This is a genomic window from Bordetella trematum, from assembly GCF_900078335.1.
Taxonomy (GTDB): domain Bacteria; phylum Pseudomonadota; class Gammaproteobacteria; order Burkholderiales; family Burkholderiaceae_B; genus Bordetella; species Bordetella trematum.
This window is the reverse complement of the sequence record NZ_FKBR01000045.1, coordinates 227,068-244,546: the sequence shown is the minus strand read 5'-3', so window position 1 is coordinate 244,546 and position 17,479 is coordinate 227,068. Positions and strand designations below refer to the sequence as shown.

The following is a 17,479-nucleotide window of genomic DNA, read 5'->3' as shown; positions in this document are numbered from 1 at the left end:
GTTGCCCGCCGCGATCTCGCGCGCGCCGACGTTGATCTCGTCCACGCCCCGACGCACCGATGACACCGTGCGTGTCAGGCTCTCCTGCATCCGCTTGAGGGCCGCAAACAGGTGGCCGATCTCGTTGTCGCTGCGCACATCCACGCGCGCGCTCAGATCGCCGGCGGCGATGCGGTCAAAATGCCCGCCGGCCTCGGCCAAGGGCTTGAGCACCTGGCGCGACAGGAACCACGCGCCGCCCACACACAGCAGCACCGCCAGCGCCACCAGCGCCAACGTCACGATATTGGCCTGCCCATGGGCATCGGCGGCCTGCTGCACGAAGGCATCGGTCAGATTGTCGATATAGCCCAGGTACTCCTGCATGGCCGCTTCAAACTGGGCATTCTGCGCCGCCACGGTCGCCGACAGGCCGCTGAACTCGGGGATGGCCTGACGCGCCAGCGCCGCCTCCAGCTGCCTGAGCACGCCGATATAGCCTTGGTAGGTCGACGCGACCCGATCGGCGCGTTCCTTGATGTCATCCGACTTGGGAGCCTTGCTGAACTGCTCGAATTCCGCCACGGCCCGGGCCAGGCGGTCAGAGGCCAGCTTGGCCATATCCTGGGACTGCCGGATGCGCCCCTCCATCAATTCACCGATGGACGCATTCATCAGGTTGCGCGCACGCAAGGCGCTGGTGTAACTGTTGTAGGCCGGCAGCACCTGTCGCGAAAACAGTTCGTTGGTGTCTTCCAGGCGCTGGTTGCTGGTCTGCATACCCAGCCACCCGACGGCGTTGGACGCCAACATCGCCAGGAAGAAGAGCCCGAGCACGAGAATCATGCCGGTCCGGACTTTCAGGTTCGAGAACATACGGTTTCCGCTTCGTATCGAAAGCGCGCTCCCCGAGGGGAGCGCGCGGGTCGTGCACAGAGATGAGGATGGGACGGCCTATCCGTTCATGGAGAACAGGCTGGAGCCGATGATGCGGGTGAAAGAAGCCGAGGCTGCCTGCAGCGCCACCTGACGCAGCAGCAGTTCGGTGGTCGTGGTGTAGATGTCGACATCCTCCAGCTTGGACAGCTGCTGCGAGTACGACAGCGCGTTGAGCGTGCCGGTCGCATCGAGCGCATCGATCTCGTTCAGGCGCGACCCGACCGAGGCTCGCACCGTCAGCACGTTGTCCAGCCCCAGGGTGAGCGTTTTGTTTGCCGTCGCCAGCTGATTGGACAAGGCTGCCGAGCGCACCGGGTCGCCGCCGCTGGGGGCTTCCAGCGCGTTGATCAGGTTGTTCAGGGTGGCGAACATGTCCATGTTGTCGCTGGATGGCATCTCGACCTTGAACTGGTCGCCGGCCACCGGCTCGCCGCTGATCTTGAAGGACACTCCCCCCATGTCGATCAGCTTGCCGTCTTCGTACTCGGCGGTGATCGGCGTGAAATCCGGGTTGCTGCTGGTGATGGTGTATTCGAGCGCGCCCGTGGCCGCATTGGTGGCGAACGCGACATTGAAGTCCGAACCCACGAAATTGCCGGGCTTCGGGCTGTCCAGCGAGACCGCGCTGAAAGTGCCGGTCCCGTCATTGCCCGGCGCGGCCGACGCGATGTAAGCCATCGTGCCGGCCGCAGCGCGACTGAAAATGTCGCTGCCGATGTCGCTGCCAGCCAGCTGGCGGCTTTGCTCGACCTGCAGCATGCGCTGACCGGTATCGCCCTGATAGGTCACCGTGCCCGTGCTGTCGATCTCGTAGGGCTGGGTCTGGCCCTTGTACCCGGAAAACAGGTATTGGCCATTGCCGTCGGTGGAGTTCGCCAGCCCGAGCAGCTGATCACGCGAGCTGGTGAGCGCCGTGGCCAGCGACTGGCGATCCGCATCGCTCAGGGTCCCCTTGCCCGACTCGACCACCCGCTGCAGGACATCCTGCAAGGTGAGAACCACCGACTTCAGGGCGTTCTCTTCTGCGCCCAGGGACTGCTCCAGCATGCCGCGGTTGGCGGCATAGTTGCCGTTCATGCTGGCGGTCTGCGATACATTGACCGCCAGTGAGGCCGCCAATGGGTCGTCGGCCGGGCTCAGTACACGGCGGCCGCTGGACATCTGCTCGTTCAGGCGCGACATGGCGCTTTCCTGGTTGAGGATACCGTTCAGGCCGTTCTGGTAGATCAGGGCAGTGCTAAGACGCATCATTTCACTCCGGACCCGGGTCAGCGCAGACCCAGCAAGGTATCGAACAGCACGCCGGCGACATTGAGCACCTTGGCGCTGGCCTGGTATTGCTCCTGGTAGATCGCCAGGCCCACGTATTCTTCGTTCAGGTTGACCCCGGCCACGGACGCGTGCGCGGCGGCCTGCTGGTTGACCAGGTTCTTGGCTGCCGTGCCGGCCGTCTTGACCTGCTGCGTCTGTACGCCCACGTTGTTGACCAGGCGGGCGAACTGTTCATTCAGGCTCGTGGTCCCTTGATTGAGCACCTTGGCCGTTTGCAGGGCGGCCAGCTTCAGGCCGTTCTGACCATTGGTGCTGCCCCCGGCCTGATCGGCCAGCGCCCATTTATTGGTATCGCTGAGCACCAGGCTGATGTCGCGCGCCGCGTCGCGGGCAGGTTGCAGCTCCCAGCTGTCGCCTGCCGCGGGCACGCCGCTGACCGACAGCGTCAACCCGTCGAACGACAGTTCGTCGCCGGCGTCGTTGCTGCTGTGGTTGACGACCGCGTTGTCCGACAGGCGGGTGACGCGATAGCCCTGCGCACCGTCGTACTCGATCCGATAGGCGCTCGCGCGGATTTCCCCCGCGTCGCGGTAGGCTGAGGCGATTTCCGCCGTGCCCGTATTGCGCGCGTGCGGAATGCCCGCCGGCGGCTTCAGGCCGAAGACGTCGCCCCCCGGCTGGCCATTGGCGTCCAGCCCGGCGGCATTCTGCTCATTGACCGCCAGGGCCAGGCCGATGGCCAGCTGGCCCAGCTGATCCTGCACGGCGTCCAGGGCAGAGGCCCGGAAGCTCAACAGGCCGCCGAGCTTGCCGCCGCTGACCTCGCTGTCGCGCAGCGCCACGCTGCGCGAGCCGCCCTGCCCATCCGGCAGGGTATAAGCCAGCACCGTGCGAGACGGATCCGACTCCGAGCGCTGTGCGCTCAGCGGATACACGCTGCGGCCCGACAACAGGGTCTGCCCAGACTGCAGGGTGATGTTGATCGAGTCGCCCTGCTCGAACCAGCGCACGCCGACCAGTTCGTTCAATTCATTGAGCGCCTGATCACGCTGATCCAGCAGATCGTTGGGCGGCTGGCCGGTCTTGCCGCGCGCCACGGTGATCTGCTGGTTCAGATCGTTGATGCGCTCCAGGTAGCTGTTGACCTGATCGACCGTGGTGTCGATCTGCGTGTTCAGGCCGTCGCGCTGATTGTTCAGCTGCTGATAGGCGGCATTGAGCTGCGACACCAGGGTGCCGGTGGTGCCCAGCAGATCCTGGCGCACGGCCGGATCGGCGGGCTTGCTGGCCGCCGAGTTCAGGCTGCTGAAAAAGCCTGCCAGCGCCGGCGTAATGCCCACGGTGCGGTCGGCAAACTGGTTGTTGATGGCCGTCAGCTGGTCCATCTGCGCATTGAGCTGGGCCGCGCTGCCCTTGGCACCCACCAGCTGGCGGTACAGAAAGCTGTCGTACTGCCGCTTGACGGTGTCGACCTGTACGCCGCGCCCGAAGAAGCCCTCGCCGGTGGCTGTCGCCCCCGCCGTCGAGGTCACCACGCGCTGGCGGGTATACCCCTGCACGGCGGCGTTGTTGATGTTGTGGCTGGTGACTTCCAGGCCGGCCTGCGCGGCGTTCAGCCCCGACATGGCCAAGTTGTACAGATTCATGCTTGCTGCCCCGCAACACGCCGCAAAGGACGCAGAGAGAGTTCGAATACCTGCTTAACGGCAAGCCGCGCGCAGAATTTAGCGCTGACCCGAAAAATCCTCTGCGGTGCCCTGCGCCAGGGTCAGCGGCGCAGCCGCCGGCTGCGCCCGCAACTGGCCCATGATCTGGATCAGCTTGTCGGCATAGCGCGGATCGGTGGCATAACCGGCTTCCTGGATGCGGCGTGCCGCCTCGATTTCGTTGCCGGCCCGTGCCACCGCCTCGTACCGCGGGCTGCCGCCGATCAGGCGGGCGTAATCCCTGAACGAGGCCTCATAGGAGTCGTAGGCGCGGAACGGCTGGCTGAGCTTGCGCGGCACGCCATCGACATACTCGGTGGTCATCACATGAACGACCTTGCCCGTCCAGCTCGCGCCGGCCTTGATGCCAAACAGGTTGTGGCTGCTGCGTCCGTCCGGGTGCAGGATCTCGCGCCGGCCCCAACCGGACTCCAGCGCCGCCTGGCCCAGGATCAGCCTGGCCGGCACGCCGCTGTCGGCAGCGGCCGCCTTGGCCGCGCCGGCCAGGCGGCCGACGAAATCCACCACATGACGCGGCGCCCCTTCGGCCGCGGCCAGCGCCCGATCGGCCGGCCGGTTGTCCTGCATGACGCGCAGCAAGGCCGCCACGGTCTGGCCGCCCTGCGACCCCTGCGCGGCCTGCGGCGCGCCACCCTGCATCTGGGCCAGCAAGGCATCGGCCAGGCCCAGTCCCGGGCGGGCCAGCTGCAGGGCCAACTGTTCATCGGCCATGCCGCGCAGCATTTCGCTGTGTTGCGAGTCGAACAAGCCATCCTTGGGCGTCGCCTCGCGCATGCGCTTGAGGGTCATCTGGATGAAGACCGCCTCGAACTGGCGCGCCACCTCCGCCTGCTGCTGCCGGTCGCCCGGCTCGCGGGTCACGGCGCGGCGCAGATCGCCCAGCTTGCCAAGGTCGAACACCGAGTCCTGAACCGAGCCGCCGGCCAGGGAAGACAGATTGGCCATCAGATGATTTCCAGTTCGGCACGCAGGGCGCCGGCGGCCTTCATGGCCTGCAGGATGGACAGCAGATCCTGGGGCGTGGCGCCCAGGGCATTGAGCGCCTTGACCACATCGGCCAGATTGGCGCTGGTGCGCACGCGTTGCAGCGCCCCGCCCTCCTGGCGCACTTCGATCTGGGTATTGGGGGCCACCACGGTCTGCCCTTCGGTAAAGGGCGTGTCCGGCTGGTAGACCTCGTTCTGGCGGTTGATCACCACCGACACGTTGCCGAAGGCCACGGCCGCTTCCTCGATCATGACCGTGCGGTTCATCACCACCGAGCCGGTGCGGGCATTGATGATGACCTTGGCTGCCGCCGGCGCGCGCGTGACCTGCAGGTTCTCCACCTGCGACAGGAAGGCCGGCATCATCGAAGGATCCAGGGGGCCGCGCAATTGCAGCACCCGCCCGTCCAGTGCGCTGGCCGTGCCCTGGCCGAAGGCCCGGTTGATGGCCGCCACGGCATTCTGGGTGGTGCCGAAGTCGGTGGTGTTCATTTCCAGGTATACCAGGCCATCCTGGGCGAACGTGGTCGGCACCGAACGCTCGACGATCGCCCCGCCGCTGATGCGTCCGCCATTGAGGGTGTTGACCTGCACGCTGGAGCCCCCGGCCGCGGCCCCTACCCCGCCCACCAGCACGTTGCCCTGGGCAATCGCGTAGACGCCGTTGTCCGCCCCCTTGAGGGGCGTCATCAACAGGGTTCCGCCGCGCAGGCTCTTGGCGTTGCCCATCGAGGACACCACCACGTCGATGGTTTGCCCGGGACGCACGAAAGGCGGCAGGGTCGCCGTGACCATCACGGCGGCCACGTTCTTGAGCTGCATGTTGCTGCCCGGCGGCACGGTAATGCCCAGCTGCGACAGCATATTGGTCAGGCTCTGCTGCGTGAACGGCGTCTGGCGCACCTGGTCGCCGCTGCCGTCCAGGCCGACCACCAGCCCGTAGCCGATCAGCTGGTTGCCGCGCACGCCCTGAAAGGTGGCCAGATCCTTGAGGCGCTCGGCCTGGGCCGGCGCGCCGGCCAGCACAAGGAACAGCGCCAGGCAGCCGCTGGCCGCGTGACGCAACAGGGAAAGGAGTTTGGCGCTGGCAGTCATGGCGTCAGAATGGGGAAACGATCAGGAAGAACCGCTGCAGCCAGCCCATGGTCTGAACCTCGTCCATGACGCCCTTGCTGCGGTATTCGATGCGGGCATCCGCCACCCGGGTAGAGGACACCGAGTTGGTGCCGGTGATCGAGCGCGGGTCGACCACGCCGGACAGGCGCACATACTCGCTGCCCCGGTTGATGGCGATCTGCTTCTCGCCGGCGATCTGCAGGTTGCCGTTGGGCAGCACGCCGATCACGGTGGTGGTGATGGAGCCTGAAAAGCTGTTGTTCGCGCTGCTGTTGCCCGTGCCCTTGGAGGCGTTGCTGCCCGAAATGTCGGTATCCAGCTTGGCGTTGATGGCGCCATCCATGAAGTTGGGCGCCGCCCCCACCCCCAGCGCGGCGCTGCCGCTGCGGTTGGTGCTGGTGGCCACGCCTTTGGCCGCGTTGGTCTTCTCTTCCAGCATCACGGTGACGATATCGCCGATGTTGCGCGGCCGCCGGTCCTCGAATAGCGGATAGCTGCCGTAGGCCGTAGGCTGGTAGATCGATCCATTGGGGCGCGCCGCCGGCGGGGCCGGCAGCGGCGGCGTGGCCGAGGTCGGGCCGGTCACCACCGGCTCGGGCGGCACCAGGGCGCAGCCGGCGGACAGCGCCAGCAGCAGGCCGGCGCTCAGGCGGACGACGGGTCGGCTCATCACAGTTGCGTCAGGCGGGCCAGCATTTCGTCGGCCGTCTTGACCGCCTTGCTGTTCATTTCATAGGCGCGCTGGGTGGTGATCATGTTCACCAGCTCTTCGGCCACATTGACGTTGGAGGTTTCGACGTACTTGTGCAGCAAGGTGCCGGCGCCGTCCATGCCGGGCTCCAGCAGGTTGGCCGGCCCCGAGGAATCGGTCTCCAGGTACAGGTTCTCGCCCATGCTCTGCAGGCCGGCCGGATTGATGAAGGTGGCCAATTGCAGCTGGCCGATCTGCACGTTCACGCCGACGTTGCCCGGCTGCGTCACCGACACGATGCCGTTCTTGCCGATCGACAGGCTCAGGGCATTGTCCGGCACGGCGATCGGCGGCTGGATCACGTAGCCGCCCGCGGTGGTGAGCTGGCCATTCTGATCCAGGCCCAGCGAGCCATCGCGGCTATAGGCCAGCGTGCCATCGGGCAGTTCCACCTGGAAAAAGCCCCGGTCCTGGATCGCCACGTCCATCTCGGCGCCGGTGTTGTTCAGGCCGCCCTGGCTGTGCAGCCGCTGGGTGGCCGCCACCCGCACGCCCGAGCCCAGCTGCAGGCCGGTGGGCAACTGATTGGCGTCGCCCACTTGCGCGCCGGGCTGGCGCAGCGTCTGGTACATCAGATCCTGGAAGACCGCCCGGCCACGCTTGAAGCCATTGGTCTGGACGTTGGCCAGGTTGTTGGAAATGACGTCCATCGAGGTCTGCTGACCTTCCAGGCCCGTCTTGGCCACCCACAACGCACGCATCATGATGAAAAACTCCTGGCGCGCCCTGCGGGCGCGCCGTCAATCGGTTGGGATTCAGCTGTCCGCCGAGAGCAGCCCGTTGGCGCGCTCGGCGTTCTTGTTGGCTTCGTGCACGACCTGCATCTGCATCTCGAAGCGACGCGCGTTCTCTATCATGGCCACCATGGCGCCGGCGGCACTGACGTTGCTGCCCTCCAGCACCCCGGTGGCCAGGCGCAGCGCCGGATCGGCCGGCTCGGGCGGCGCGGGCGTGCCGTCGGCCTGCGCGGCCAGCCGGAACAGGCCGTCGTCGCCGCGCACCAGTTGCGCCTCGGGCGGGCTGACCATCTTCAGACGGCCGAGATTCAGCAGGTTGTTGGGCGCGTCGCCCGCCCCCAGCGCCGTCACCGTGCCATCGCTGGCAATGGTCAGCGCCGCCTGTTCGGGCACTTCGAGCAGGCCGTCCTGATCGGACAGCACGGCCTGGCCGGTGACGGTCTGCAACACACCGTTGACCCCGACCTCCAGGCTGCCGGCGCGGGTGTAGGCCTCGCCCTGCGGGGTCTGGATGGCAAGCCAGCCCTCTCCCGAGAGCGCCACGTCCAGCTCGCGCCCGGTGGATTGCAAGGGGCCGAGCGAGAAATTGCTGCCCGGCGTGGTCGTGACGGTCGCCACGCGCGTGGGCAGCGATGTACCGTCGTTGACCGGCACCGAGCGATACATCGCCAGCTGCTCGCGAAAGCCCGTGGTGCCGGTGTTGGCCAGATTGTTGGTCAGCACGGCCTGGTTTTCCGCCGTGCGTCCGGCACCATTGGCCACCGTATAGATAACGCGATCCATCGCCTACTCCGCCTGCGCGCGCGTCAACGCATATTCATCAAGACTTGCATGACTTCATCCTGCGTCTTGATGGTCTGGGCATTGGCCTGATAGGTGCGCTGGGCGATGATCATGTTGACCAGCTCCTGGCTCATGTCGACGTTGGATGCCTCCAGCGCCTGGCCCACCAGCGTGGCCAGGCCGTTGGTGCCGGGCTGGCCCAGCGTGGCCTGCCCCGACTCGCCGGTTTCGCTCCAGGCGTTGTCGCCCACCGGCTTGAGCCCGCCGACGTTATTGAAATTGGCCAGCGCGATGGTGCCCACCGCCTGCGTTTCGCCATTGGTGTAGATGGCCATGATGTCGCCGTTCTTGGCGATCGAGATCGACGAGAACTCGCCGCTGGCGTAACCGTTGGCCGTCACCTTGGGGCTGAAGTCGCTGCCGAACTGCGTGACGTTCTGGTAGCTCATAGTCACCAGCATGTCGTCGGCCGGCGACACCGTGCCGCCCGGGTTGGGAATTTCGATCTGGCGCGACGGGCTGCCCTTGAGGACGCCGGCGCTGTTGAACGTGAGCGTCGCATGGGTCTGCCCGCCGTCCACGGTCACCGCCTTGCCATCGACCTGGTAATAGACGTCATACACGCTCTCGCCGGCGGCGTTGGCTTCGCGCTTGACGAAGTACTGCACCATCTGGTGCGAGTTGCCCAGCGTGTCGTAGATCGTGGTGGGCACCGAATCGGTGTAGGTGGCGCTGTTGGACGGATCGAAGGCAGACCCGGCCGGCACCGGCTTGGCGTTGGCGTTCAGGTTGGTCTGGGTGCCCGCCGTCGTGGTGACTTCCGGGCTGATGTTGCCTTGCGGCACCTGCAACTGCACCGGATCGGTGCCGATGGCACCGGCCGGATAGCCCGTCAGGCGATGGCCCAGGGCGTTGGTGATGAAGAAATTCTTGTCCAGCCCGAACTCGCCGTTGCGGCTGTAGACGATGTTGCCGCTGGAATCGGCCAGGCGGAAAAAGCCCTTGGCGCCATCGATGGCGATATCGTACTCGCCCCCCGTGGTCGACACCGACCCCACCGTGAAGCGCTGGTTGACGCCGGCCACCTTGACCCCCAAACCCACGCGCGAGCTGGCGTAGACGTCGGCAAACGACACCGAGCCGGACTTGAAACCGACCGTGCCCGAGTTGGCGATGTTGTTGCCGATGACGTCCAGATTCTGCGAAGCCGCCTTCAGGCCGCTCAATCCTTGTCCGAATCCCATGTCTTTATCCCTTCGATACTTGAGTCAGGCAGGCGCCGCCGGCGCGTGCTTGGTTAGATTGCGTGCGACGCCTCAGGAAGTGAGGACCTTGCGGATGTCCAGCATGCTGATCTGCCCGCCATTGATGCCCAGGTCCAGGCGCAGGCCATTGGCCGAGTAATCGACGCTCTTGACCTGGCCATAGGTCAGCGCCTGGGCACCGACCGATTTGTTGTCGGCATTGAAGGCCGTCACGGCAAAGGTGTAGGCGCCATCCTTGACGGCTTCGCCGCTGTCGCTCTGCCCATCCCACTGGTAGGCGTAGACACCGGCGGCGACGTCCTTCATCTCGACCGTGCGCACCACATTGCCGGCGCCGTCCATGATTTTGAGCGTCAGCGTGCTGGCGTCGGCCGGCACGTCATAGCCCAGCGGGGTGGCTTCGCGCCGCCCCGCATCGGCCGGATCGCTGCCCAGGGCCACTTTGTTGCCCGGCACCAGCACGCCCTTGCCGATCAGCGCCACGGCATTCATGGACTGCGAGACATCGATCTGGCCGCTGATGGCCATCAAGGTCTTGTTGAGGTTGTTCACGCCTTCGACCGTGGAAATCTGCGCCAGCTGGGAAGTCAGCTCGGCGTTCTCCATCGGATTGAGCGGGTCCTGGTTCTTGAGCTGCGTGACCAGCAGCGTCAGGAACTGATCCTGGATGCTTTTGGCGGCATTGGACGACACACTGCCGAACTGGGCCGACAGCGCGCCGGCTTCATTGGTAACGACGGTCATGATCGGGTTCCCTGCCTTCAGTTCTGGCCGATGGTGAGCGTGCGCTGCATCAGCTGCTTGGCCGTGCTCAACACTTCGACGTTGGCCTGGTAGGAGCGCGAAGCCGCGATCATGTTGACCGTCTCGGCGACCGGGTCCACATTGGGCATCGACACATAGCCTTGCGCGTCGGCCATCGGATGGCTCGGGTTGTAGACCATCTTCAGCGGCGACTGGTCCTCGACCACCCCGCTGACCTTCACGCCGCCGATGGCCTTGCCGGCTTGCGGCGCCACCTGGAACACCACCTGGCGCGCCCGATAGGGCTGGCCATCGGGACCGACCACGCTGTCGACGTTGGCAAGGTTGCTGGCCGCCACGTTCAGACGCTGGGACTGGGCCGTGAGTGCGGAGCCGGAAATTTCAAAGATACTGAGCAGCGACATAGACGGCTGGACTCCTGAAACGCTTATTCTGAGATGGCCGACTGCAGGCCGCGGATACGGTTGGACAGAATCTGCAGGCTGCTCTGGTAATGCAGCGTGTTGTCGGCAAACTGGACCCGCTCGACGTCCATGTCGACCGTGTTGCCATCCAGGCTGGCCTGATAAGGCAGGCGGTACAGCAATTCGGCCGGGCCGCTGTCGCTGACGGCCTTGGCAGGGATGTGGCGCGCCGAGGTCAGCGCAAGGTGCGTGTCCGGCAGCTTCATGCGCCCGTCCATGGCGTTCTGCATGGCGGCCTTGAAATCGAAATCGCGCGCCTTGAAATTGGGCGTATCCGCGTTGGCGACGTTGGCCGCCAGCACTTCCTGGCGCTGCGCGCGCAAGGCAATGGATCGCTGAAAGAAACTGAAGTCCTCGTTAAGCCGGTCTAGCATGCATCCTGCCTTCGGTCGGGGGGTGGAAACCGGACACGCATGGCCCGGCCTTTTCTGGCATGCGAGCATCTTAGGGGTCGGGAGGTGGCGACAATCAGGCAAATAAACCGCTATTTCCAACGCAATTCGCGTCTTGCCTTCGCACCGGCCCTCCCTACAATCCTGTCATCATGCGAGTCCACGCCGCCCTGCTTTCGCTCTGCCTATCGGCTTCCCCGGCTTTCGGCCAGGCCATGCAATCGCCCGAGGCGGTCGCGCAGGCTGCCGAAGCCCTGCTGGCCGGAGAACTGGCGGCGCTGAGCCCCGAGGCAAGCATCGCCATCGAGGCCGCGCGCGTGGACCGGCTGCCGGCCTGCCATCAACCGCAGGCTTTCCTGCCAGCCAACGCCCGGCTGCGCCCCCGCATGTCGGTGGGCGTGCGCTGCACGGCGCCGCAATCCTGGAGCACCTATGTCCAGGCCACGCTGAGCGCGCCGGGCCAGTATTACGTCGCCAGCCGCGCTCTCGCGCCCGGCATGACCCTGGGGCCGGACGACATGCAGGCCCGCGACGGCGACCTGCTCACGCTGCCCAGCGGCGCGCTGACCGACCCGACGCGCATCCTCGGCATGCAGACCCGCCAGCGGGTGGGCGCCGGGCAGACCCTGCGCGAGCAGGCCTTGCGCAGCCCCCATACCGTGCTGCGGGGGCAATCGGTGCGCCTGGTAGCGCGCGGCCAGGGATTTACCGTCACCAGCGAAGGCCAGGCACTGCACGACGCCGAACCTGGCGCCATGCTGCAGGTGCGTACGGTATCCGGGCAGGTGATCAACGGCCAGGTGCAAGCGGCCGGCGAAGTGGAGGTGGCGCTATGAATGTGTTACACATTCACGAACGGCCGGCCGCTAAAGTTCGGCCCGCGCCTGCCGTTACCCGGGGCATGACAAGGTAGCGTCTGCCCAGGCGCCGTCTTTCTCTCGCATTGCGGAGTCCATCTTGAAGATCAACACCAACCTTGCCCGCCCGCTTGCCAATATCCCGGCGGCCCGCAACGACGCGGCCGTGGCCCAGGCCTATGGCGCGTCCAGCGCCCCCCGGGCGGGCAGCGCCCAGGTCGAGTTAAGCGGCGCCTCGCGCCAGCTGCTGGCCCTGCAGGAAGGCGGCAAGGATATCGACATGGAGCGCGTGGCCGCCATCCGGGCTGCCATCGCCTCCGGCCAGTTGCGCATCGATCCCAGCCGGATCGCCGACAGCCTGATTTCCAGCGCCAAGGAATTGCTGAAGTAATCATCATGCCCAAATCCCTGCCCTCTGCCCTCGGCGCCTGTCTGGCCCATGAAACCGAACTCATCGAGCAGTTCGCCGCGGCTCTGGCCGCCGAAGGCGAGGCCTTGCTGGACCGCAAGGCCGTGCAGGCGCTGAAAGACGCGGCGCAACACAAGGAACAGCTGGCCGACCAGCTGGTGCTGGCCAGCCAGCGGCGCGACCAGGTGCTGGCCGCCATGGGATTGGCAAGCGGCCACGCCGGCACCGAAGCCGCCGTCGCGCTGCATCCGGAGCTGTCCCAGGCCTGGCAGACGCTGCAGGAACAGGCCGGCCAGGCGCGCCAGGCCAACCAGCGCAACGCGCTGATCCTCGAAATCAATCTGCGCCACACCGAGCAGACCCTGGCCGCCCTGCGCCGCCTGGGCAACCAGGGCGGCACCACCTACGATGCCAGCGGCCGCGGCCGCCCCCTGGGCAGCGCCAGCCGCCCGACCATCGTGGCCGCCTGACGCGCACGGCCCCGGGGCGCGCCTTACGCCGCCCCTTGGGCCATCTCCAGCAAAGCGTACATTTTCAGCAAGGCCACCGGCAGCAGCCGGCTGGGCATGCTGCGCTCGGCCGGGCCGATCAGGCCGGCCAGCGGCGCGCGCGCGCCCTCGGCCTGACTGAGTTGCCAGCAGGCGGCCGCCAGTTGCCCGGCCAGCACTGCCTGGGTGCGCATTGCGTCCAGGGCCGGCGGAGTGCGCGGCAGCGCCGCCCAGGCGTGACCGAGATAGCGCAAAGCCGCCTTGGCGCGCTCATATTGCACCAGCCAGCCGGCAATCGTGGCCGCATCGGCCTGCGCCGTGGCAAGGTTGCTCAGGCCGTAGTACTGCGCCCGGATCTCGCCGGCCGCATCCACCACCCGCGCGGCCACCAGACGCAACACGGCCCCTTCTGCGGCACGCGCGGGCAATTGCACCTCGGTGCCACTGGCCCACAGCGCCTGACCGTCGGCCAGCGCCCCGGCCGGCACATAGCCCAGATTGCGGGCTACCGCATTCAACGTGGTCGGGCAGTCATCCTGCACAATGCGCAGCCCGCCCGCGCAACGCGCCACCCATAGCCGGCCCGCCTCGTTCAGACCTTGCGCCAGCGCGGCGGCGCCCATGTCGAACACCTGCACCTGGGGCACTTGCGGCATGGCCTCATGCAACCAGGCTGCCCGGGCCAGCAAGGCAGGCGCCGGCTGGTCCTGCCCCATCGCCGAACCGAAAGTGCTGAGCGTGCCATGCGGCAGCATGAGATGCTGGGCCGGTGCGGCCAGGGCCGCGCCCCGGTCGCTCATCATGAGCGTGGCGTGCAACACGCCGCCCGGCAAGCCCTCCCCCTTGAGCGAGGCCTTCCCGTGCATGGCCAACAGATAGCGCCGGCACTGGGCCGGAAACTCGCGTTGCAACATCGCCAGCACCTGGGCCCGCGCCGCTTCGGCGGCAGGCACGCCCGCCATGCTGCGCCACAGCAGCCTGCCCTGCTTGCAGGCCGGATCACGGGCGAGCCAATCCAGCGCTTCGTCCACCCCCTCGGCCCCCTGTGCGCCGGCCGGCGCGATGGCAGCGGCCAGCAACTGGCGCTGGCGCTGCTCATCCTGCGCCTGGCTGCGCCACAGCGCGGCCAGATCGGCCTCACTGGGCGCATACAGCGCGCGCCCCGGCTGCAGCGGCGCCAGGGCATGATCCACCAGCGGCTGAGCCTGCGCCACGGCCAGATGCTCGGGCACCTTCTGCCCATGCGACAGATAGTGGATCGGCAGGCGATGACGGATCGCCGTATCGAGCGCCGGCCCCAGGCGCGTCGCCTCGTCCAGCTTGGTGATGATGCATCCCACGACGTCTTCGCCGCCGCCATGCCGGTAGGCGTGGGCCACTTCGTCGAGCGTGTCGCCCTGGCTGGCGGCATTGAGCACGAGCAGGCGGCGCACCGGCTGCGCCGCCGCGCACAGCAGCGCCGCCTGCTCGGCGACCTGCCGGTCGCGCTGGCTGATGCCGGTGGTATCGATCAGGATGAGTTTGCGACTGCCCAGCGCGGCCAATGCCGCGCGCAGCTCGGCCGCATCACGCACCGAATGGGCCGGCACGCCCATGAGGCGACCATAGATCTGCAGCTGCTCTAGCGCGCCGATACGGAAATTGTCGGTCGTCAGCATGGCGACCTGATCGCGGCCTTCGCGCGCCACGCAGCGCGCGGCGAGCTTGGCCAGGGTGGTGGTCTTGCCCACGCCGGTCGGCCCGACCAGCGCGATCACCCCGCCTTGCGCCAGGAAGTCCTCTTCATTGCGCAGCACCGGCAGATGGGTGAGCAACTCATTGCGCGCCCAGTCGCGCGCCTGGCTCGCATCCAACTGCGCCGGCAGACGCTGCAGCAAGGCGCGCACCAGCGGCATGCTGAAACCGGCTTCCAGCAAGGCGCGGAAGAGCCCCGCATTGACCGGCTCACGGCCCTGGCTCCAGAGCAGGCCGTCCATCCGGCTCTCGAGGCTGCCGCGCAGCGCGTCGAGCGCGGCCTGGACGTCCGGGCCCTGCGGCAAAGGCTGCGCCAGCGGCGAACCTGCCGCCGCTGCGGGCGGCCGCGGGCCCGTGTGCGCGGCGCCTGCGCACGCCGCCGGCCTGCCCGTCTCGCCGCCTGGCAAGGCGATGTCCGCATCGCCCTGCGGCTCCAGGGCAATGCCGGCGGCATCGCCATAGGCGCGAGCCGAGCGCATGGCCAGATAGCTGTCCTGGCGTGGCGCGGCGGTCGAGCCGGTCGCGGGCGCCGGCGACGGGGCCGGCCCAGGATCACCTGCCTCGCTATCGCGGGCGGCAACCACCTCGATGCCGCCCGGCACGCTGCGGTTGGACACGATCAGGGCATCCTCTCCCAGCGCCTCGCGCACCTGCCGCATCACGTCGCGGCTGTTGGCGCCGATGAATTTATGCAACTTCATTCGCCCGATCCTCCGATCAGGGCCGTCACGCGCACCACGCGCTCATCGGGGATCTCGGCATTGGACAACACCCCAAGCTGGGGCAGATGATGGCGCAGGAAGCGCGCCAAAGGCGCGCGCAGCGGCGAGGACACCAGCAGCACCGGGGCATTGCCCTGGCTTTCCTGGCGTTGCACGGCCGCCTCGGTCTCGCGCAGCAGCGTTTCGGCCAGGCCCGGCTCCAGGCCGCCGCTGGTGGCCAGCGCCTGCGACAGCACCCGCTCCAGCTTGACGTCCAGGCCGATCACCCGCAGCTCGCCATCGCCCGGGAACCACTGCTGGGTAATGGCGCGGCCCAGCGCGCGACGCGTGAGGGCAATCAGCTCCTGGACATCCGGCTGCCCCCCCACTGCCCCGGCCTGCGCCGCCAGACGCGGCGCGTGCTCGCTCAGGGTGTCGATGATGCTGCGCATGTCGCGGATTGGCACTTCCTCGGCCAGCAAACCCTGCAGCACCTTCTGCAAGGTAGTCAGCGACAGCATTTTGGGCACGAAGTCCTCGACCAGCTTGGGCGCCTCGTTGCCCAGGCGCTCGAGCAACTGCTGGACTTCCTGGCGGCCCAGGAGATTGGCCCCATGGCGATGCATCAGATGGTTCAGGTGCGTGGCCACCACGGTGCTGGCATCCACCACGGTATAGCCCAGCACCTGGGCCTGATCGCGCTGGCCGTTGTCGATCCACACGGCAGGCAGGCCGAAAGCCGGGTCGGTCGTGGCCGCCCCCTGCAAGGGACCGCTCACGCCGCCCGGATCGATCGCCAGCCACTGCCCCGGCATGGCCACGCCGCGACCGATCTCAACGCCGGACAGCAGAATGCGGTAATCGTTGGGCTTGAGCTCCAGGTTGTCGCGGATATGCACCACCGGGGGCAGAAACCCCACGTCCTGGGCAAACTTCTTGCGCAAGCTGCGAATGCGATGCAGCAGCTCGCCGTTCTGGGCGTGGTCTACCAGCGGGATCAGGCGATAACCGACCTCCAGCCCGAGCGGATCGACCATGGTGACGTCATCCCAACTGGCCTCGGCCGCCGCGGCCTGAGCTTGCGCCTCGACCTGCGGGCGCTCCTGGGCCTGCTCCTGTACGCGCAGCCGCTCCCGCTTGCTGAGTGCGTAGCCGATCCCGCCCAGGGCCGCCGACAGCGTCAGAAACGCCAGATGCGGCATATTGGGGATCAGGCCCATGATGCCGATGATGCCCGCGGTCAGATACATGACGTGGGGGTTGGAGAACAGTTGCCCGAGGATCTGCTGGCCGACGTCCTGGTCGGTCGCCACACGCGAGACCACCACACCTGCCGCCGTGGAGATCACCAGCGCCGGGATCTGCGCCACCAGGCCATCACCGATGGTCAGCAGCGTATAGACCCGGGCCGATTCGCCCACCGACATGTCGTGCTGGGCCACGCCCACGATCAGGCCGGCCACCACGTTGATCACCATGATCAGCAGACCCGCCACGGCGTCGCCGCGCACAAACTTGCTGGCCCCGTCCATCGAGCCATAGAAGTCCGATTCCTGCGAGACCTCGGCGCGGCGCTTGCGCGCCTCGTCCTCGCCGATCAGGCCCGCGTTCAGATCGGCGTCAATGGCCATCTGCTTGCCCGGCATGGCATCCAGGGTAAAGCGCGCGCCCACCTCGGCAATACGCCCGGCGCCCTTGGTGATGACGATGAAGTTGATGATGGTCAGGATCACGAAAATGATCAGGCCCACCGTGAAGTTGCCGCCCACCAGGAAATGGCCGAAAGCCTCGATCACCTTGCCGGCGGCGTCCGGTCCCTCATGGCCGTGCAGCAGCACCACCCGGGTCGAGGCCACGTTCAATGACAGCCGCAGCAGCGTAGCGAACAGCAGCACCGACGGAAAGGCCGCGAAGTCCAGCGCCTTGCGGGTGAACATGGCCACCAGCAGGATCATGATCGACAGGGCGATGTTGAACGTGAACAGCAGGTCCAGCAGGAAGGTGGGCAGCGGCAACACCATCATGCCCAGCACCAGCACGATCAGCACCGGGCCGGCCAGCATGCGCGCGTTGGCCGCGCCTTGGGTTTTCAAGAGGGTCAGCAGAGCGCCCAT

The 17,479-nt window shown here is 67.1% G+C and carries 17 protein-coding genes; 3 read left to right on the top strand and 14 right to left on the bottom strand.

Translation table 11 applies throughout. The features are described 5' to 3' along the window. The 12 genes from A7V84_RS16995 to flgB form a co-directional block, all read right to left on the bottom strand. The coding region (locus tag A7V84_RS16995) for a Tar ligand binding domain-containing protein (protein ID WP_156508028.1) at positions 1-855 on the bottom strand (855 nt) is incomplete at its 3' end. Positions 856-933: 78 nt separating this feature from the next. Continuing rightward, the gene (flgL, locus tag A7V84_RS16990; RefSeq protein ID WP_025515891.1) at positions 934-2,166 is read right to left on the bottom strand and encodes a flagellar hook-associated protein FlgL; all 1,233 of its coding nucleotides are present in this window, start codon (positions 2,164-2,166) and stop codon (positions 934-936) included. Between the two features lie 20 nt (positions 2,167-2,186). Next, positions 2,187-3,836, bottom strand: coding sequence for a flagellar hook-associated protein FlgK (flgK, locus tag A7V84_RS16985; RefSeq protein ID WP_025515889.1), 1,650 nt, complete (start codon positions 3,834-3,836; stop codon positions 2,187-2,189). Positions 3,837-3,914: 78 nt separating this feature from the next. Beyond that, complete coding sequence (gene flgJ, locus A7V84_RS16980) at positions 3,915-4,862, bottom strand: flagellar assembly peptidoglycan hydrolase FlgJ (protein WP_025515888.1); 948 nt, start codon at positions 4,860-4,862, stop codon at positions 3,915-3,917. After that, positions 4,862-5,998, bottom strand: a complete 1,137-nt coding sequence (locus tag A7V84_RS16975; RefSeq protein WP_025515886.1) for a flagellar basal body P-ring protein FlgI — start codon at positions 5,996-5,998, stop codon at positions 4,862-4,864. The genes flgJ and A7V84_RS16975 overlap by 1 nt, the downstream gene beginning before the upstream one ends. A gap of 4 nt (positions 5,999-6,002) precedes the next feature. Then, a complete protein-coding gene (locus A7V84_RS16970; RefSeq protein WP_025515884.1) occupies positions 6,003-6,689 on the bottom strand; it encodes a flagellar basal body L-ring protein FlgH in 687 nt (228 codons plus the stop codon). Continuing rightward, positions 6,689-7,474: a flagellar basal-body rod protein FlgG gene (flgG, locus tag A7V84_RS16965; RefSeq protein ID WP_025515882.1), complete on the bottom strand. Its 786-nt coding sequence runs from the start codon at positions 7,472-7,474 to the stop codon at positions 6,689-6,691. The genes A7V84_RS16970 and flgG overlap by 1 nt, the downstream gene beginning before the upstream one ends. 51 nt (positions 7,475-7,525) lie before the next feature. Next, positions 7,526-8,290, bottom strand: coding sequence for a flagellar basal body rod protein FlgF (locus A7V84_RS16960; protein WP_063492315.1), 765 nt, complete (start codon positions 8,288-8,290; stop codon positions 7,526-7,528). A 23-nt stretch (positions 8,291-8,313) separates the two neighbouring features. Then, entirely contained in the window at positions 8,314-9,534 is a 1,221-nt protein-coding gene (gene flgE, locus A7V84_RS16955) for a flagellar hook protein FlgE (protein WP_025515879.1), read from the bottom strand. A gap of 72 nt (positions 9,535-9,606) precedes the next feature. Next, a complete protein-coding gene (locus A7V84_RS16950) occupies positions 9,607-10,299 on the bottom strand; it encodes a flagellar hook capping FlgD N-terminal domain-containing protein (protein ID WP_033534818.1) in 693 nt (230 codons plus the stop codon). A gap of 17 nt (positions 10,300-10,316) precedes the next feature. Further along, positions 10,317-10,724, bottom strand: a complete 408-nt coding sequence (gene flgC / locus A7V84_RS16945; RefSeq protein WP_025515877.1) for a flagellar basal body rod protein FlgC — start codon at positions 10,722-10,724, stop codon at positions 10,317-10,319. A 23-nt stretch (positions 10,725-10,747) separates the two neighbouring features. Beyond that, positions 10,748-11,158 carry a flagellar basal body rod protein FlgB gene (gene flgB / locus A7V84_RS16940; RefSeq protein ID WP_025515876.1) on the bottom strand — a complete coding sequence of 137 codons (411 nt, stop codon included), beginning with the start codon at positions 11,156-11,158 and terminating at the stop codon, positions 10,748-10,750. A gap of 233 nt (positions 11,159-11,391) precedes the next feature. On the opposite strand from flgB, the gene flgA reads away from it, so the two are divergent. From flgA to A7V84_RS16925, 3 genes are all read left to right on the top strand, one after another. Then, on the top strand, positions 11,392-12,012 hold the full coding sequence (gene flgA / locus A7V84_RS16935; RefSeq protein ID WP_252120228.1) for a flagellar basal body P-ring formation chaperone FlgA: 621 nt from the start codon (positions 11,392-11,394) through the stop codon (positions 12,010-12,012). Between the two features lie 121 nt (positions 12,013-12,133). Further along, on the top strand, positions 12,134-12,424 hold the full coding sequence (gene flgM / locus A7V84_RS16930) for a flagellar biosynthesis anti-sigma factor FlgM (RefSeq protein WP_025515872.1): 291 nt from the start codon (positions 12,134-12,136) through the stop codon (positions 12,422-12,424). Between the two features lie 5 nt (positions 12,425-12,429). Further along, positions 12,430-12,912: a flagella synthesis protein FlgN gene (locus A7V84_RS16925; RefSeq protein ID WP_033534819.1), complete on the top strand. Its 483-nt coding sequence runs from the start codon at positions 12,430-12,432 to the stop codon at positions 12,910-12,912. A gap of 23 nt (positions 12,913-12,935) precedes the next feature. Here the strand turns inward: A7V84_RS16925 and flhF are convergent, their stop codons facing one another. Both flhF and flhA read right to left on the bottom strand, forming a co-directional pair. After that, complete coding sequence (flhF, locus tag A7V84_RS16920) at positions 12,936-15,365, bottom strand: flagellar biosynthesis protein FlhF (protein WP_063492316.1); 2,430 nt, start codon at positions 15,363-15,365, stop codon at positions 12,936-12,938. Beyond that, positions 15,362-17,479 carry a flagellar biosynthesis protein FlhA gene (gene flhA / locus A7V84_RS16915; protein WP_025515866.1) on the bottom strand — a complete coding sequence of 706 codons (2,118 nt, stop codon included), beginning with the start codon at positions 17,477-17,479 and terminating at the stop codon, positions 15,362-15,364. The genes flhF and flhA overlap by 4 nt, the downstream gene beginning before the upstream one ends.

Coding starts and splice junctions, on each gene's coding strand:
- flhF (WP_063492316.1), bottom strand. CDS start 15,365: ATGAAGTTGCATAAATTCATCGGCGCCAACAGCCGCGACGTGATGCGG.
- flgB (WP_025515876.1), bottom strand. CDS start 11,158: ATGCTAGACCGGCTTAACGAGGACTTCAGTTTCTTTCAGCGATCCATT.
- A7V84_RS16970 (WP_025515884.1), bottom strand. CDS start 6,689: ATGAGCCGACCCGTCGTCCGCCTGAGCGCCGGCCTGCTGCTGGCGCTG.
- A7V84_RS16925 (WP_033534819.1), top strand. CDS start 12,430: ATGCCCAAATCCCTGCCCTCTGCCCTCGGCGCCTGTCTGGCCCATGAA.
- flgA (WP_252120228.1), top strand. CDS start 11,392: ATGCAATCGCCCGAGGCGGTCGCGCAGGCTGCCGAAGCCCTGCTGGCC.
- flhA (WP_025515866.1), bottom strand. CDS start 17,479: ATGGGCGCTCTGCTGACCCTCTTGAAAACCCAAGGCGCGGCCAACGCG.
- flgK (WP_025515889.1), bottom strand. CDS start 3,836: ATGAATCTGTACAACTTGGCCATGTCGGGGCTGAACGCCGCGCAGGCC.
- A7V84_RS16975 (WP_025515886.1), bottom strand. CDS start 5,998: ATGACTGCCAGCGCCAAACTCCTTTCCCTGTTGCGTCACGCGGCCAGC.
- flgC (WP_025515877.1), bottom strand. CDS start 10,724: ATGTCGCTGCTCAGTATCTTTGAAATTTCCGGCTCCGCACTCACGGCC.
- A7V84_RS16960 (WP_063492315.1), bottom strand. CDS start 8,290: ATGGATCGCGTTATCTATACGGTGGCCAATGGTGCCGGACGCACGGCG.
- flgL (WP_025515891.1), bottom strand. CDS start 2,166: ATGCGTCTTAGCACTGCCCTGATCTACCAGAACGGCCTGAACGGTATC.
- flgJ (WP_025515888.1), bottom strand. CDS start 4,862: ATGGCCAATCTGTCTTCCCTGGCCGGCGGCTCGGTTCAGGACTCGGTG.
- A7V84_RS16950 (WP_033534818.1), bottom strand. CDS start 10,299: ATGACCGTCGTTACCAATGAAGCCGGCGCGCTGTCGGCCCAGTTCGGC.
- flgE (WP_025515879.1), bottom strand. CDS start 9,534: ATGGGATTCGGACAAGGATTGAGCGGCCTGAAGGCGGCTTCGCAGAAT.
- flgG (WP_025515882.1), bottom strand. CDS start 7,474: ATGATGCGTGCGTTGTGGGTGGCCAAGACGGGCCTGGAAGGTCAGCAG.